Origin of the sequence: Bradyrhizobium dasycarpum, assembly GCF_042019905.1 — a bacterium.
GTDB classification, from domain to species: Bacteria; Pseudomonadota; Alphaproteobacteria; order Rhizobiales; family Xanthobacteraceae; genus Bradyrhizobium; species Bradyrhizobium japonicum_B.
Genome location: NZ_CP169574.1, coordinates 6,724,600 through 6,739,006, shown reverse-complemented (window position 1 = coordinate 6,739,006; position 14,407 = coordinate 6,724,600). Strand labels below are relative to the sequence as shown.

Here is a 14,407-nt window from a genome sequence, read left to right as displayed (position 1 = left end):
TGTCCATGACCGCAGTGCTTCGGACGGCATATTCGTCCGCGAATCGACCAACGACCGGCGCCCCCGATGCGATTTCGACCATGACCAACGGCTGCCCGAACATCCTGATCGTCGAGGACGACAAGCCGACCCGCGATCTCATCTCGCGCTATCTGCGCGATCACAACTTCTCGGTCGAGGCGGTCGCGAGCGGCAAGGAGATGGACCGCCAGCTCTCCCGCGGCCGGGTCGACCTGATCATCCTCGACCTGATGCTGCCGGGGGAGGACGGCCTGAGCCTCTGCCGCCGGCTGCGGATGGACTCCACGACGCCGATCATCATCCTCACCGCGAAGGGCGAGGATCTCGACCGCATCCTCGGCCTCGAGATGGGCGCCGACGACTATCTGGCAAAGCCGTTCAACCCGCGCGAGCTTCTGGCCAGGATCAATGCGGTGCTGCGCCGGCGATCGAGCGGCCTCGCCGCCGGCTCCGCCCCTGCGCGTCTCACCTTCCAGGGCTGGACCATCGATCTTCGCTTGCGCGAACTGCGCGACCCGCAAGGCGCGCAGGTGCCGCTGACCAGTGCCGAGTTCGATCTGCTGCAGGCCTTCTGCGAGCGGGCAGGACGCGTTCTCACCCGCGACAACCTGCTGAGCATGACGCGCGGTCGTCCCGGCGGAGGCTTCGGCCGCAGCATCGACGTGCTGGTCAGCCGGCTGCGCCGCAAGCTCGACCGGACCGAAGGCACGTCCGTGATCAAGACCGTCCGCATCGGCGGTTACGTCTTCACGCCGGTGGTGGAGGAAGCATGAGGCGCGCCGCCGATATCGTCGCGCTCTTCAGCTTCAGGCGGATCAGCGGCCAGATCGCCGCCTTGATCCTGGGATCGCTGATCCTGATCCATGTTCTGATCGCCGGGTATCTTCTCCTCAACCAGCCGAAGCTGATGGCGGACACGCCGCTAGAGCAGATCGAGCTGATCGTGCGGATCATCGCCAACACGCCGAAGGCCGAGCGCGCGCTGGTCCTCGACACCGTCAGCCGCACCTTTCCAGCGCTCAAGCTGCAATTGCGAGACGGCGCCTCAGCCTCCACCACGCCGCTCTCGGCGCGAACATCCCTGACCATCCCCTCCCCGCTCGGGGTCAGGGCCGAGCTCATTCGCGGCGGCAGCGCGGAGGAGGAGCGCATCTGGTTCCACCTTCCGGGCGACGACGTGCTCGAAGCTTCGATCGGATCGCCCCAGATGCCGGCCTTCGTCAGCGGCCTCTGGACCTCGACGCTGCTGTTCCTCGTGGCGAGCCTTACGCTGCTCGGCGTCTGGGCCGGTCGCGCGCTCGCCTCGCCGCTGTCGGCCTTCGCGCGCGCGGCGGAGGAGTTCAGCCTGAGCCGGTCGTCCGCGCCGCTGCCCGAAAACGGGCCGGAGGAGATCAGGTCCGCGGCGAGAGCGCTCAACCGGATGCGCAATCGCATCACCACGCTGATGAACGACAGAACCCGCATGCTGGCGGCCATCAGCCACGATCTACGCACGCCGATCACGCGGCTGCGGCTGCGTTCGGAATATATCGAGGATCCGGCCCAGCGCGTGCAGACCGTGCGCGACCTCGACCAGATGCAGTCGATGCTGGAATCGGTGCTGTCGCTGCTGCGCAGCGAGAGCCGGGTCAAGCCGACGCTGGTGGACGTCGCGGCGCTGCTTCAAATGGTTTGCGAGCAGTTTTCGGATTCCGGATTTGCGGTGACCTATTCCGGTCCGGACCGGGCCGCCTTCGTGCTGCGGCCGGACGAAATCATCCGCGCGGTCACCAACCTCGTCGAGAACGCGACGCGCTTCGGAACCCATATCGACGTCGCGCTGGTGACGGCGGATGATCAGCTCGTCATCGACGTCGCCGACGACGGGCCGGGCATTCCCGACGAAAAGAAGGCGGCGATGCTGGAACCCTTCGTGCGCGGAGAGGAAGCCCGCACCATGGACGAGACGGCGGGATTTGGCCTCGGCCTCTCGATCGCGCAGGCGATCGTGACCGCGCATGACGGAACACTCGAGCTGCTCGACAACGCGCCAAGGGGACTGCGCGTCCGCTTGCGGCTTGCGGGCGGTGCCGGGGAGAATTCGGGAGCGGCTCGGACATAAAGCTGCGGCATTTGTCGGGTTGGTCGGCCGCCCTGCCCTGCTTTCCCGGAGATTCCATTGTCTTCTGCCGACCGGCCGGCGACACGCCTCGCGACCCGGCTTGCCTTCCTCGTTGCCGGCTTCGGCATCGCATGCTGGGCGCCGCTGGTGCCGTTCGCGAAGACGCGGCTCGGCGTCGACGACGGCGTGCTGGGTCTGCTCCTGCTCAGCCTCGGCATCGGCTCCGTGGTCGCGATGCTGCTGACCGGAATCGTGAGCGCGCGCTACGGCAGCAAGCCGATCATCATTGCGGGCGGGTTCGGTCTGGCGCTGGTCCTGCCCCTGCTCGCGGTCGCAAGCTCGCCCGCGACGCTGGCGCTGGCCCTGTTCGCGTTCGGCGCCGCGCTCGGCTCGATCGACGTCGCCATGAACATCCATGCCGTGGAGGTGGAGCGCGCCGCGAAACGCCCGCTGATGTCCGGCTTCCACGCGCTGTTCAGCATCGGGGGCTTCGCCGGAGCCGCGCTGATGACGGCGCTGCTCTCGCTGCAATTCGGCACGCTCGCCTGCACGCTGATCTGCTCCGTCCTGATGCTGATCGCGATGGCCGTGACCTCGCCGCGCCTGCTCCGCGCCGTGCAGGTGCAGGAGGGCCCGCTGTTCGTGCTGCCGCACGGATCGGTGCTGCTGCTCGCGCTGCTCGGTGCCATCACCTTCCTGGTCGAAGGCGCGATGCTCGATTGGGGCGCGCTGCTCGTGATCGGCGCCGGGCTCGTCACCGAGGCACAGGGGGGAGCCGGCTACATCGTGTTCTCGATCGCGATGACGGTGGGCCGGCTCGGAGGCGACGCCGTCGTTGCCCGCATCGGAGACCGCGCGACATTGCTGTGGGGCAGCCTGATCGCGATCGCGGGCTTTGTGATGCTGCTAACCGCGCCCGTTGCAGCAATTGCCATCGGTGGTTTCCTGTTGATCGGGCTCGGCGCGTCGAACCTCGTGCCGGTGCTGTTCCGCCGGGCGGCGCGGCAAACGGTGATGCCCGCCGGTCTGGCCGTCGCGGCCGTCACGACCGCAGGCTATGCCGGGGTCCTCATCGGTCCGGCCGGCATCGGCTTCATCGCACAGATTGGCGGGCTGCCAGCGGCATTCGGGCTGCTGGCGGCGCTGATGGGCCTCGTCACGCTATCAGCGCCGATCGTCACGACAAGCGCGCGTCAGGGCACGGCGAGCTAGCCGCCCAATGCGGCCGCGCGGCGCGGCAGCTTCCAGCCGGGCCGGATGAAGTGGCAGGTGTAGCCGTCCGGATAACGCTCGAGATAATCCTGGTGCTCCGGCTCGGCCTCCCAGAATTCGCCAGCGGGCGCCACTTCGGTCACCACCTTGCCCGGCCAGAGGCCCGACGCCTCGACGTCGGCGATGGTGTCCTCGGCGATCCTTTTCTGCTCCTCGCTGGTGTAGAAGATCGCCGACCGATAGCTCGTGCCGAGATCATTGCCCTGGCGATTGAGCGTGGTGGGATCGTGGATCTGGAAGAAGAACTCCAGCATGGTCCGGAAGCTGGTCCTTGCCGGATCGAACATGATCTCGATGGCCTCGGCGTGGCCTTCGTGATTGCGGTAGGTGGCGTTCTTGACGTGGCCGCCGGTGTAGCCGACGCGGGTGGAGATCACGCCGGGCTGCTTGCGGATGAGATCCTGCATGCCCCAGAAGCAGCCTCCGGCCAAAACTGCGCGCTCTGTCGTCATCTGTCCGCTCCCGATTGCTTTACGTTCTACATCTGCCGCAACATATGCTTTCGGCCGCCCGGCCGAAAGCCATGCCTTGCATGCCTGTCCGGCCGGTTCCCGAACCGTAGGCCCGCAACAGCCCCCCGCCTCAGCCCAGCTTGGCGTCGAGCGTGATCGCGGCGTTCAGCACCTTCGACACCGGGCAGTTCTTCTCGGCCTCGCCGGCGAACTTGGCAAAGGCTGCCTCGTCGAGGTTCGGCACCTTGGCACGCAGCGTCAGCGCGGACTTGCTGATCTTGAAGCCCTTGCCTTCGGGCTCGAGGGTCACGGCGGCTTCGGTCGAGAGCTCGTCCGGCGTGAAACCGGCCATCTGGAGCCCGAAGGCCAGCGCCATCGTAAAGCAGCCGGCATGGGCGGCCGCGATCAACTCCTCGGGATTGGTGCCCTTCTCGTTCTCGAACCGGGTCTTGAACGAATAGGGCGTCTGCGCGAGCACGCCGGATTTGCTCGTCAAATGGCCCGTGCCATCGCGACCGGTGCCCTTCCAGACTGCCGTTGCCTTGCGGATCATCTCGGTTCTCCTCGTTTGATTGCAGTGCCGGCGCTCGTATCCGTAGAAGGCGGCATCGGCATGACCGCCTGCCCTTCCAAATCGGCCGCGCGCCGCAGCGGTTCCGTTAGACCTATGCCGGATCGAACGCGCGGATCGGCGGCAGATTGCCGGTGAACCTCTCCACCTCGACCGTCGTCAGCTGACCGGTGCAGCCCTGCGCTAGGGATGAGGTGCCGACGTCGCGGGTGAGCACGTTGGGATTGCCGTGAACGCAGAGCGGCGCCTCGTCCTGCGGATCCATCGGATCGTACCAGGCGCCGGTCGGAAGCTGCACCACGCCCGGCGCGATGCCGTCGGTGACGTGGACCGCTGCAAGGCAGGCGCCGCGCGCGTTGAACAGGCGGATGATGTCGCCGTCCCTGATGCCGCGCGCGTCCGCGTCAACCGGGTTCATGCGTGCGACCTCGCGGCCGCGATGCTTGGCCGCGAGCGAATGCCCGCCGAAATCGAGCTGGCTGTGCAGGCGCGTCACCGGCTGATTGGCGACCAGGAAGCACGGCGAGCCGGGCTTCGGCGTGTCGGTCTTCTCCAGCCAGACCGGATGCCCCGGACAATCGGCGTCGCCATGGGCCGCGATCTTGGCCGAATAGATCTCGATGCGGCCGCTCGGCGTCGGCAGCGCGTGATTGACGGGATCTTCACGGAAGCGGCGCAGCCGGCCGCCGTCATCGGGCTGCTGCGGCACGACCAGGCTGCCGCGCGCCCAGAATTCGTCGAAACTCGGCGCCTCCAGGCCGCGCCTGGCGAGCGAGGCGCGGGTCGGCTCGTAGAGATGCTCCAGCCATTGCCGCGACGTGCGCCCCTCGGTGAAGGGTTCGCGCGCGCCCAAGCGCTCGGCGAGATCGGCGAAGATATCGTAGTCGTCGCGGGCAAGCCCAAACGGCTCGGCGATCCGGTGCATGGCGACCATGAGGGGATCGTTGGTGGAATAGCCGATGTCCTCGCGCTCCAGCGTCATCGTCGCGGGCAGCACGATGTCGGCATGCCGCGCCGTGGCAGTCCAGGCCAGCTCGTGCACGACGAACGTGTCGAGTTGCGCAAAGGCCTTGCGCAGGCGGTTGAGATCCTGGTGATGATGGAAGGGATTGCCGCCGGCCCAATAGACGAGACGGATATCGGGATAGGTGCGCGTCTCGCCGTTGTAGCGATAGGTGGTGCCGGGATTGAGCAGCATGTCGGCGATGCGGGCCACCGGAATGAAATCGGCGACGCCGTTGCGGCCCTGCCCCAGCGTCGGTCCCGGCACGTCGTTGACACGGCGGCCGTAATAGCCGATCGCCCCGAGCGAATAGGCGTAGCCGCCGCCGGGTAGGCCGATCTGGCCGAGGGCTGCCGCCAGCACCATGCCCATCCACACCGGCTGCTCGCCATGCTCGGCGCGCTGCAGCGAATGCGAGACGGTGATCAGCGCGCGTTTTCCGGCGAGCCGGCGCGCCAGCTTTCGGATCGTGTCGGCCGCGACGCCCGAGATGGCCGCAGCCCATTCGGCATGCTTGGCTTGCCCGTCGCTCTCGCCGGTGAGATAGCGCAGGAAGACCGGCCAGCCTTCGGTGTAGCGATCGAGGAAGGCCTGATCGTGCAGCCCCTCGCTCACCAGCGTGTGGACGATGCCGAGCATCAAAGCGGTGTCGGTGCCGGGCACGCAACTCATCCATTCCGCACCAGCTTCCACCGGCAGATCGTCACGCAGCGGGCTGACCAGGATGAATTCGCAGCCGCGCAACCGCGCCGCCGCCATCGCGCCGCGCTCGACGTGCTTGCTGATCGAGCCGCCGGCCACCATGGAGTTCTTCAGCGCCATGCCGCCGAAAGCCAGCACGATCTCGGTTTCGGCCGCGATCTGCTCCCAGGTGACGTTGCGCTTGGTGATGTCCTCATAGCCCGCCAGAATCTGCGGCAGCAGCACCGAGGACGCCCCCGACGAATAGGAGTTCACCGAGCGCACATAGCCGCCCATCGCGATGTTGAGAAAGCGATGCACCTGGCTCTGGGCGTGATGAAAGCGCCCGGCGCTCGACCAGCCATAGGAGCCGCCGAACACGGTGCCTGGCCCGCGCGTATCGCGGATGCGGCCGAGCTCGTCGCCGAGCAAATCGAGCGCCTTCTCCCAGCTGACCGGGACGAACTCGTCGCGGCCGCGGCGATCGTCCGGGCCCGGCCCGCGCTCGAGCCAGCCACGGCGGACCGCCGGCTGGGCGATGCGCGCCTGGTGGCGGAGCGCACCGGGAAAATTGTCGATGATGCCGTTCGGATCGGGGTCGCCCGCATAGGCCCTGACCTCCAGCCCGGCCGCGCCCTGACGCGCCGAAAACACGCCCCAATGCGAGGTGTGCGGCCTGAAGCCGTCCGACAGGTCAAGACCGGGGTCGGGAAAGCCAATCGTATCGTCCATCATCTGTTCCTTGTTCCGGCACGAGGTGGCAGTATACCGATCATCCCGGGATGTCGTCGAGATCAGCGCCGACAGGGTTGTCGTGCGCGAGCACCGGCCGGCAACCCCGGTCCGGACCAGCGGCGGCGATTCGCAGACACCGGCGCTCGCGTTGGACTGGAATGTGCGATATGCCGCTGCCCTCACAGCGACAACGGATTTCTCATGATCAAACGCGTCTTGCCGTATGAAGGTCTGCTCCACGAAGTGGTCGAGCACAACGGCGTGCTTTACATCGGTGGCATCGTCCCCGAGGACACCAGCCTCGATATGTCAGGCCAGGCCAACGACGTGCTCACCCAGCTGGCGCAGCTGTTGAAGACGCTCGGATCCGATCCAGCCCGCGTCTTGCAGGTGACGATCTACATGACTGATCTCAAGGAGAAGGCAGCGTTCAACGCGGTCTGGAAAGCGCACTTTGCAGAAGCTCATCTGCCGGCACGCGCTGCAATCGGCGTGGCCGACCTCGGTCCGGGCGTCAAGCTCGAGATCACGGCCATTGCTGCCCGGCCATAGCGGCGCGCCGAGGCCCGGCGTCGGGGCGCGCCGGCATCATCCACGTGCGCAGCAATCGACCAGCAGCTGCCAGATCCGCTGCGTCTCACCTCTCTCGTGCCCCTCCGGCACCTTCTCGGCGCCGGGCCGACCATATCGGACGATGGCGTGCGTTTCGCGAGGCACGATCCATCGTTCCGAGATCGGGTCGTACCATTTTCCGATGTTCACCTCAGTCACGGCGATCGACTCACAGATTTGATCAACGGTCTGCGATGCGCCTGCCGCGGCCTGATCGAAAGCCATTCGGCGACACGTCACTCAGTTTTACCAATCATGAGCCCGCACGATCGTTCCGCTTGCCTGCATCATCCCGGCCGGGCGGGGTGAATTGTGCGCGGATGCCGCTCATGCAGCAGCCGAGCAAGCTCCTCGCGCTCGGTCTCACGTCCCTTCATCGCGGTCTCGAACAGCGCTTCCTGGATGTCGCGAGGCATGTCGCCCCACACGTCCATCGCCGCGCGTCCGAGCAGGCCCGCAAGATGATCAATTCCATCGTTCATTCGGCCCTCCTGGTCTGGACACGGAATGGAACAGCTGCCGCCGTGGAGCGTTCCACTGCCATGATTGTGAAAAGGAGGCGTCTTTTATGGGTTTCTTCACCAAGGACATCAAATCGATGGAAGACCTGCTGCTGCACGGGCTGCAGGACATCTATTACGCGGAGCAGCAGATCCTGAAAGCGCTGCCCAAGATGATCGACAAGGCGACCAACAGGGACCTCGCCACAGGCCTGAAAGCGCATCTGGACGAGACCAACAAGCAGGTCCAACGGCTCGACAAAGTGTTCGCCAAGCTCGGCAAGCAGCCCAGCGGCACGCAGTGTCCTGCCATCGACGGCCTCATCGATGAAGCCGATGCGACCGCCGGAGAGATCGAGGACAAGGCCGTGCTCGACGCCGCGATCGTCGCCAACGCGCAGGCGGTGGAGCACTACGAAATATGCCGCTACGGCACGCTGATCGCCTGGGCGGAAGAGCTCGGCCACGACGACATCGTGCGCTTCCTCACGACCAATCTGAACGAGGAGAAGGCGGCCAACACCAAGCTGAACACGGTGGCGCTGCGCAAGGGCGTCAATGCCAGGGCGTCCGACGCCGCCTGAGCAAGCGCTGCAAAGCCGAATGGATTGGTTGAATCGATTGCTGCGGCTGCGGCACTTCTCCCGCTTGCGGGAGAGGTCGCGCCAAAGGCGCGGGTGAGGGCTTTCTCCTCTAGGGGATTGTCCCATTGCGGATGCACCCTCTCCCCGACCCTCTCCCGCAAGCGGGAGAGGGAGTGCACCGCGACTTTGAGATGAGACCTCGTCTCACCACGCCCTAATGTCAGATGAACGGCTTCCCGCCGGTGACGGCGAGCGTCGCTCCCGAGGTATAGCTCGAGAGCGGATCGGCCAGCATGACATAGGCGGTTGCCAGCTCGGCCGGCTGGCCGGCGCGCTGCATCGGGACCTGCTTGCCGAAGTTCTTGACCCTTTCCTCGGGCATGGTCGACGGGATCAGCGGCGTCCAGATCGGACCCGGGGCAACGGCGTTGACCCGAATGCCCTTCTCGGCCAACATCTGGGCAAGCCCACCGGTAAAATTCTGGATGGCGCCCTTGGTCGTGGCGTAAGCCAGCAGCGTCGGGTTTGGCATGTCCGAGTTCACCGACGCGGTGTTGATGATCGCAGCGCCCGGCCGCATGTGCGGGACGGCGGCCTTGGTCAGGTAGAACATGGCGTGGATGTTGGTCGCGAACGTGCGCTGCCATTCCTCGTCGCTGATGTCGGCGATGTCCTTGAACGTGGCCTGATGCGCCGCATTGTTGACGAGGATATCGATGCCGCCGAGCTCCTCCACCGTACGGCGCACGATGGAGCGGCAGTGATTGGGATTGCTGATATCGCCGGGGATCAGGACGACCTTGCGCCGCTCCCGCTCCACCAGCGCCTTGACCTCCGCCGCATCCTCGTCCTCGTTCAGATAAGAGATAGCGATGTCGGCGCCTTCACGGGCATAGGCGATCGCGACCGCGCGGCCGATGCCGCTGTCGCCGCCGGTGATCAGCGCCTTCTTTCCGGCCAGGCGTCCGGCGCCTTTGTAACTCTCCTCGCCGTGATCCGGCCGAGGCTGCATCGCCCGCGTCGAGCCGGGCATCGGCTGCTGCTGCGATGGATAAGGAGGCTTTGGATAATCGGTCATGGACAACTCCCGGGAAGCTCGCTGCGCTAACGGAGCGCCGCCGAAACTGTTCCTGGGATGGTCCAGCGCTATCCGGGTGAGACGGCCGCGATCTGGCCTGGCGCATCCCCTGATCGGGCCTGACGATAAAGGTGACCTGGCTCAGCCCACAGGAACCCGTTCGAGAACGGCACACCAGGATAGGCCGCCGCAAGCCGGCGGTTGCCGCCATCGACATCGTCACGACCGTCGAGCACGTCGCGAAAGATCCTGGCGACGGCAATCATGTCGCAGTCCTGCGGCGACAGGCGCAGCGAGCCGACGTTGCTCTGGCGCAACAGGCCGGCCTCGCCCAGCAGATTGGCGCAGGTGTGAGACAGGGTCTGCACGCCGTTGACGGTCAGAAAATCCTGCTGCTCCAGCGTGCTCAGGAGCAGACCATCCGGATCCTTCTCACAGACGAAGCGGCAATTATCCTTGGCGAGCTTGTGAAGGCGCGCATGATAGCAGCGTGCGGAAATCGCCAGCGGCACCCTGCCGAACGCGAACACCTCGATCGTGACATCGGGAACGGCCTTCGCGATCGCCGCCACCGAGGCCAGCGGCAACTCGGGCGGCAGGCAGATGCGCCCCGCCCCATGCGCGGCGTGAAAGGCCGCGCTCGCCTCGTTGTAGATGTTGACGAAGGGCCCGATGGCATGCGGCCGGCCTGCGAGCGCCCTGAGACAGGTCAGATCGTTCACCTCGACCAGCGCGCCTTCGGCCGAAGCGAGCTCTTCGGTCTGGCGGCGCTCGCGCCGCAGCGAGACCAGGATCAGCGAGCCCAGCAGCACCTGCTTGCCTGCCTTCTGCAGCCGCTCGACCACGGCCGGGATGTGGTCGGCGAAGAACGGCGACCGTTTCGAGCAGACGATCTCGCCGACCGATACGAGGTCGACCGGGGCTTCATCGGCGATACGGAAATAGAAGTCGCGCCAGCGTTCCGGCGCCCAATTGTACAGAACTGGACCGAGGCTGAGTTGCATCTTCCGGACCTCACATATTCGAAGAGATCAACGCCAAGTCTCTAGCGCCAGGTCTTGCGATAGGCGCCGAGCGTGGAGGCCTGGCCTTCGGTGAACGGCTTCAGGCTCGCAATATCCGCCTCGCTGCCGTTCTCGAAGCGCCGCAAGCGCGTGACGGAAATGGCGCACCACGCTTTCGACATAGGCGCGGCCGCGCTGGCGACCCTCGATCTTGAGCGCCGTGACCCCGGCATCGCGCAGGCCCTTGAGCAGCGTGGTGGCGTCCAGGCTGACGGGATCCTCGAAAATGTAACCGGCGCCCTGGGCGGTCGAGAAACGGCCCTTGCACAGCGTCGGATAGCCGGCGGGCTCGCTCGTCCCGAACCGGTTGATGGCGAAGCCGCCGAGGCTGGACTTCGTCCCCTCCGCGGTCTGTTCGTAGGTCACATGGCTCGGCGGCGAGCAGACGCCTTGCATGTTCGGCGATTTGCCGGTGGCGTAGGACGACAGCGAGCAGCGCCCCTCGGCCATCACGCAGAGGCCGCCGAACACGAAGACCTCGGTCTCGCAGGCGGACTCCCGGGTGATCTCGGCGATCTCCGGCACGCTCAGGACACGCGGCAGCACGACACGCCGCGCCCCGAAATTCTCGGCATAGAAGGCGATGGCATCCGGATTCGCGGCCGCGGCCTGGACCGAGACGTGCAAACGCTGGTTCGGGTGGCGCCGCGCCGTGTAGTCCATCAATCCGATGTCGGCGAGGATCAGTGCGTCGGCGCCGGCACTCACCGCATAATCCACGGCGCGATGCCAGATGTCGACGGCGCCGGCGCGCGGAAAGGTGTTGATGGCCACCAGGATCTTGGCGCCGCGGCCATGCGCGAGCGCGATTGCCTTGCGAAGCTCGTCGCGGCTGAAATTCAGCCCCGGAAAATTGCGCGCGTTGGTCTCGTCGTTGAAGCCGCAATAGATCGCGTCGGCACCGGCATCGATGGCGCTCTTCAGCGCCGCCGGCGTCCCGGCGGGACAGATCAATTCCATCATCTGAATTGCTCGCCTTGGCCCGATGAGCCGATCACATGGCCGCGGGCGGCCTCGAAGGCGCGCCTCGCCGGCACGCCCAGCGGGCCGAACAGCGAGGACAATTCAGCGGCGAGATCGAGCTGGGCGTCGTCGATCGCATTGCGCAGCGCCAGCACCGCCTCGACATCGCCCTCGATGACGAGCTCACGCGAGAACATCAAGGCATCGCCGTCGACCCGGCCTTCGAGCAGAGCCAAGAGATTGGCGAGCGAGGCCGAGATGCGCGCATCCAGGCCCTTCGGCAGCTCGCGCACGACGGACAGGCGCGGCGGCTTCGCCTCGACCACGAAGGCAAAGGGCAGATCGATCGGCCTGATGCCGAACCGCGCGCGCGCGTGCGCACCGAGCCGGTCGAATATCGCAGGGTTGCGCCGGTGGATGCGGCGCAGGACACCGCCGAGCGCGAGCTGCAAAGGCAGCAGAGGCAGGGGACGCATCGCCAATGCGACGAGCGGCGGAATCGTCGGCAACGGGCCGGGCGATGCGGCGGACGGGTCATTCATGGCGCCACATCTGGACGGAATGCACACCGTTGTATTTGAGCCGGAACAATGAAGACCAAAAACAGGCCGGCTAGCTGTGATTTTTTGGGAGCATCTTCAGTTGCAACGTGATGTGCCGCGATTTCGCGACTTGACCGACTTCCTGCGCTTCATCGAAAGCCGGGGGCAGTTGCGACGCATTCGCGGCAAGGTCTCCGTCGTCCACGAGATCACGGAGATCCACCGGCGCGTGCTGGGGGCACACGGACCGGCATTATTGTTCGAGCAGCCCGTCAAGGCCGACGGCCGCCCTTCGGAGCTGCCGCTCCTCACCAATCTGTTCGGAACGGTGGAGCGGATCGCCTGGGGCATGGGGATTGCGCCCGACCGCCTCGAAGAGCTTGGCGAGCTGATGGCCGAGCTGCGCGCGCCGCGACCGCCGAACGGCATCAGGGAGGCCTTCGGCAAGCTTCCGCTCGCCCGCGCCGCGCTGGCGACGCGCCCGCGCAGGCGCGCGGCGGCACCGGTGCAGGATTGCGTCACGATGGGGCCCGACATCGATCTCTCCAGATTGCCGGTGCAGATCTGCTGGCCCGGCGAGCCGGCGCCGCTGATCACCTGGCCGCTCGTGATCACCGTGCCGCCGGACTTGACGACGGCGGACCAGGAGGAGAATGTCGGCGTCTACCGTATGCAGGTGCTCGGTCGCGACCGCGCCATCATCCGCTGGCTCGCGCATCGCGGCGGCGCCCGGCATCACCAGCAATGGAAGGCGATCGGCCGCGATATGCCGGTTGCGATCGTCATCGGAGCCGATCCGGCCACCATTCTGGCCGCGGTGCTGCCGCTCCCCGAGACCATGTCGGAGCTGCGCTTCGCCGGAATCCTACGCGGCGAACGACCCGACCTCACGCCATGCCTCACCGTCCCGCTTGCGATCCCGGCCGAGGCCGAGATCGTCATCGAAGGTTTGGTCTCGGCAACCGAGACCGCGCCCGAGGGTCCCTATGGCGATCACACCGGGTACTACAATTCCGTCGAGGAATTCCCCGTGATGCGCGTGACGGCGATCACGAGCCGGCGGCAGCCGGTCTATCTCTCGACCTTCACGGGCCGGCCGCCGGACGAGCCGTCGCGGATCGGCGAAGCACTCAACCGCCTGTTCGTGCCGCTGATCCGACAGCAATTCCCTGAGGTGACCGACTGCTGGCTGCCGCCGGAGGCGTGCTCCTATCGCATCGCGGTCGCGGCGATCAAGAAGCGTTATCCCGGCCAGGCGCGGCGGCTGATGCTGGGCCTGTGGTCGATGCTGCCGCAGTTCAGCTACACCAAGCTCCTGATCGTGGTCGACGACGACATCGACGTCCGCGACTGGAAAGCCGTGATGTGGGCGGTCTCGACGCGCAGCGACGCCTCGCGCGATCTCGTGACCCTCACCGACACGCCGATCGACTATCTCGACTTCGCCTCGCCGAAATCCGGGCTCGGCGGCAAGCTCGGCATCGATGCCACCACGAAGATGCCGCCGGAGACGGATCGCGAATGGGGGTTCCGCTGACCATGGATCCCGCCGTGGTCGCACGTGTCGATGCGATGTGGGCCAATCTCGGCCTCTCCGGTGCGACCGCACGCACATCGGTCCCCGTATGAGCGGACGGCAAGGCATCGTCGTCGGCATCAGCGGCGCCTCGGGCGCCGCGATCGGCATGCGCATCGTCGAGCTGCTGGCCGACGATCCGCACTACGCGGTGCACCTCGTGGTCTCGCCCGCGGCCGAGCGAACGCTGAGCGAGGAAGTGGGCAGCGATGCGCTGGCGCGGCTGCGCGCGCTCGCCTTCCGCCATCATCTTCATTCGGACGTCGGTGCCGCGATCGCCAGCGGCTCGTATCCGGTCGCGGGCATGATCGTGGCGCCGTGCTCGATCCGCACGCTCTCGGCCATCGCCTGGGGACAGCTCGACGACCTCCTGACGCGCGCGGCCGACGTGCAGCTCAAGGAGCGGCGCCGGCTGGTGTTGCTGGTCCGCGAGAGCCCGCTGCATCTCGGCCATTTGCGCAGCATGCTGCAGGCAACCGAGATCGGCGCGATCATTGCCCCGCCGATGCCGGCCTTCTATCTGAAGCCACAATCGCTCGATGAGATGATCGACCAGATCGCCGCCCGGGCGATCAACCTGCTCGACCTGACAAAGCTTCGCGCACCCGCAAAGGCCTGGTCGGGCTCGGAAGGCGCATAGCCGGCTCGCCGG

The 14,407-nt window shown here is 66.5% G+C and carries 14 protein-coding genes and 2 pseudogenes; 7 read left to right on the top strand and 9 right to left on the bottom strand.

Going from position 1 to position 14,407, the window contains the following annotated elements; translation table 11 throughout:
* Positions 1 to 80: 80 nt before the first annotated feature.
* Genes ACETMP_RS32130 through ACETMP_RS32120 form a run of 3 tightly spaced genes read left to right on the top strand, consistent with a single transcriptional unit; the run spans position 81 to position 3,334 of the window.
* A complete protein-coding gene (locus ACETMP_RS32130) occupies positions 81 to 794 on the top strand; it encodes a response regulator (RefSeq protein ID WP_375159277.1) in 714 nt (237 codons plus the stop codon).
* Positions 791 to 2,122 carry an ATP-binding protein gene (locus ACETMP_RS32125; protein ID WP_375159276.1) on the top strand — a complete coding sequence of 444 codons (1,332 nt, stop codon included), beginning with the start codon at positions 791 to 793 and terminating at the stop codon, positions 2,120 to 2,122. The genes ACETMP_RS32130 and ACETMP_RS32125 overlap by 4 nt, the downstream gene beginning before the upstream one ends.
* Before the next feature lie 57 nt (positions 2,123 to 2,179).
* Positions 2,180 to 3,334 (top strand): MFS transporter, encoded by a 1,155-nt coding sequence (locus ACETMP_RS32120; RefSeq protein ID WP_375159275.1) that lies wholly within the window; start codon positions 2,180 to 2,182, stop codon positions 3,332 to 3,334.
* Here the strand turns inward: ACETMP_RS32120 and msrA are convergent.
* From msrA to ACETMP_RS32105, 3 genes are all read right to left on the bottom strand, one after another.
* Positions 3,331 to 3,846 (bottom strand): peptide-methionine (S)-S-oxide reductase MsrA, encoded by a 516-nt coding sequence (msrA, locus tag ACETMP_RS32115; protein ID WP_375159274.1) that lies wholly within the window; start codon positions 3,844 to 3,846, stop codon positions 3,331 to 3,333. The two genes, ACETMP_RS32120 and msrA, sit on opposite strands and share 4 nt — an antisense overlap.
* A 130-nt stretch (positions 3,847 to 3,976) precedes the next feature.
* Positions 3,977 to 4,399, bottom strand: coding sequence for an OsmC family protein (locus ACETMP_RS32110; protein ID WP_375159273.1), 423 nt, complete (start codon positions 4,397 to 4,399; stop codon positions 3,977 to 3,979).
* A gap of 112 nt (positions 4,400 to 4,511) precedes the next feature.
* Positions 4,512 to 6,833: a molybdopterin guanine dinucleotide-containing S/N-oxide reductase gene (locus ACETMP_RS32105; RefSeq protein ID WP_375159272.1), complete on the bottom strand. Its 2,322-nt coding sequence runs from the start codon at positions 6,831 to 6,833 to the stop codon at positions 4,512 to 4,514.
* Positions 6,834 to 7,037: 204 nt separating this feature from the next.
* Here ACETMP_RS32105 and ACETMP_RS32100 point away from each other — a divergent pair, with 204 nt between their 5' ends.
* Positions 7,038 to 7,388 (top strand): RidA family protein, encoded by a 351-nt coding sequence (locus tag ACETMP_RS32100; protein WP_375159271.1) that lies wholly within the window; start codon positions 7,038 to 7,040, stop codon positions 7,386 to 7,388.
* A 36-nt stretch (positions 7,389 to 7,424) separates the two neighbouring features.
* Here the strand turns inward: ACETMP_RS32100 and ACETMP_RS32095 are convergent, their stop codons facing one another.
* Complete coding sequence (locus ACETMP_RS32095) at positions 7,425 to 7,673, bottom strand: hypothetical protein (RefSeq protein ID WP_375159270.1); 249 nt, start codon at positions 7,671 to 7,673, stop codon at positions 7,425 to 7,427.
* A 62-nt stretch (positions 7,674 to 7,735) separates the two neighbouring features.
* Entirely contained in the window at positions 7,736 to 7,930 is a 195-nt protein-coding gene (locus ACETMP_RS32090; RefSeq protein ID WP_028137831.1) for a hypothetical protein, read from the bottom strand.
* An 86-nt stretch (positions 7,931 to 8,016) separates the two neighbouring features.
* Here ACETMP_RS32090 and ACETMP_RS32085 point away from each other — a divergent pair, with 86 nt between their 5' ends.
* Positions 8,017 to 8,532: a ferritin-like domain-containing protein gene (locus ACETMP_RS32085; protein ID WP_375159269.1), complete on the top strand. Its 516-nt coding sequence runs from the start codon at positions 8,017 to 8,019 to the stop codon at positions 8,530 to 8,532.
* Between the two features lie 220 nt (positions 8,533 to 8,752).
* Here the strand turns inward: ACETMP_RS32085 and ACETMP_RS32080 are convergent, their stop codons facing one another.
* The 4 genes and pseudogenes from ACETMP_RS32080 to ACETMP_RS32065 form a co-directional block, all read right to left on the bottom strand.
* Positions 8,753 to 9,610 (bottom strand): SDR family oxidoreductase, encoded by an 858-nt coding sequence (locus tag ACETMP_RS32080; protein WP_375159268.1) that lies wholly within the window; start codon positions 9,608 to 9,610, stop codon positions 8,753 to 8,755.
* A gap of 68 nt (positions 9,611 to 9,678) precedes the next feature.
* Entirely contained in the window at positions 9,679 to 10,614 is a 936-nt protein-coding gene (locus ACETMP_RS32075; RefSeq protein WP_375159267.1) for a U32 family peptidase, read from the bottom strand.
* Between the two features lie 41 nt (positions 10,615 to 10,655).
* A pseudogene (locus ACETMP_RS32070) lies at positions 10,656 to 11,634 on the bottom strand (peptidase U32 family protein).
* Positions 11,634 to 12,179 carry an SCP2 domain-containing protein gene (locus ACETMP_RS32065; RefSeq protein WP_375159266.1) on the bottom strand — a complete coding sequence of 182 codons (546 nt, stop codon included), beginning with the start codon at positions 12,177 to 12,179 and terminating at the stop codon, positions 11,634 to 11,636. Before ACETMP_RS32065 ends, ACETMP_RS32070 begins: the two are co-directional and overlap by 1 nt.
* A 100-nt stretch (positions 12,180 to 12,279) precedes the next feature.
* Between ACETMP_RS32065 and ACETMP_RS32060 the strand changes: the two are divergent.
* Together ACETMP_RS32060 and ACETMP_RS32055 are read left to right on the top strand one after the other, a co-directional pair.
* Positions 12,280 to 13,808, top strand: a pseudogene (locus ACETMP_RS32060) (UbiD family decarboxylase).
* Positions 13,805 to 14,395 carry a UbiX family flavin prenyltransferase gene (locus ACETMP_RS32055; RefSeq protein WP_375159265.1) on the top strand — a complete coding sequence of 197 codons (591 nt, stop codon included), beginning with the start codon at positions 13,805 to 13,807 and terminating at the stop codon, positions 14,393 to 14,395. Before ACETMP_RS32060 ends, ACETMP_RS32055 begins: the two are co-directional and overlap by 4 nt.
* Positions 14,396 to 14,407: the final 12 nt, after the last annotated feature.

What these genes read in the sequence shown, in the direction of transcription:
- msrA (WP_375159274.1), bottom strand. Translation starts at nt 3,846, where the DNA reads ATGACGACAGAGCGCGCAGTTTTGGCCGGAGGCTGCTTCTGGGGCATG.
- ACETMP_RS32130 (WP_375159277.1), top strand. Translation starts at nt 81, where the DNA reads ATGACCAACGGCTGCCCGAACATCCTGATCGTCGAGGACGACAAGCCG.
- ACETMP_RS32125 (WP_375159276.1), top strand. Translation starts at nt 791, where the DNA reads ATGAGGCGCGCCGCCGATATCGTCGCGCTCTTCAGCTTCAGGCGGATC.
- ACETMP_RS32080 (WP_375159268.1), bottom strand. Translation starts at nt 9,610, where the DNA reads ATGACCGATTATCCAAAGCCTCCTTATCCATCGCAGCAGCAGCCGATG.
- ACETMP_RS32055 (WP_375159265.1), top strand. Translation starts at nt 13,805, where the DNA reads ATGAGCGGACGGCAAGGCATCGTCGTCGGCATCAGCGGCGCCTCGGGC.
- ACETMP_RS32065 (WP_375159266.1), bottom strand. Translation starts at nt 12,179, where the DNA reads ATGAATGACCCGTCCGCCGCATCGCCCGGCCCGTTGCCGACGATTCCG.
- ACETMP_RS32090 (WP_028137831.1), bottom strand. Translation starts at nt 7,930, where the DNA reads ATGAACGATGGAATTGATCATCTTGCGGGCCTGCTCGGACGCGCGGCG.
- ACETMP_RS32110 (WP_375159273.1), bottom strand. Translation starts at nt 4,399, where the DNA reads ATGATCCGCAAGGCAACGGCAGTCTGGAAGGGCACCGGTCGCGATGGC.
- ACETMP_RS32075 (WP_375159267.1), bottom strand. Translation starts at nt 10,614, where the DNA reads ATGCAACTCAGCCTCGGTCCAGTTCTGTACAATTGGGCGCCGGAACGC.
- ACETMP_RS32085 (WP_375159269.1), top strand. Translation starts at nt 8,017, where the DNA reads ATGGGTTTCTTCACCAAGGACATCAAATCGATGGAAGACCTGCTGCTG.
- ACETMP_RS32095 (WP_375159270.1), bottom strand. Translation starts at nt 7,673, where the DNA reads ATGGCTTTCGATCAGGCCGCGGCAGGCGCATCGCAGACCGTTGATCAA.
- ACETMP_RS32105 (WP_375159272.1), bottom strand. Translation starts at nt 6,833, where the DNA reads ATGGACGATACGATTGGCTTTCCCGACCCCGGTCTTGACCTGTCGGAC.
- ACETMP_RS32100 (WP_375159271.1), top strand. Translation starts at nt 7,038, where the DNA reads ATGATCAAACGCGTCTTGCCGTATGAAGGTCTGCTCCACGAAGTGGTC.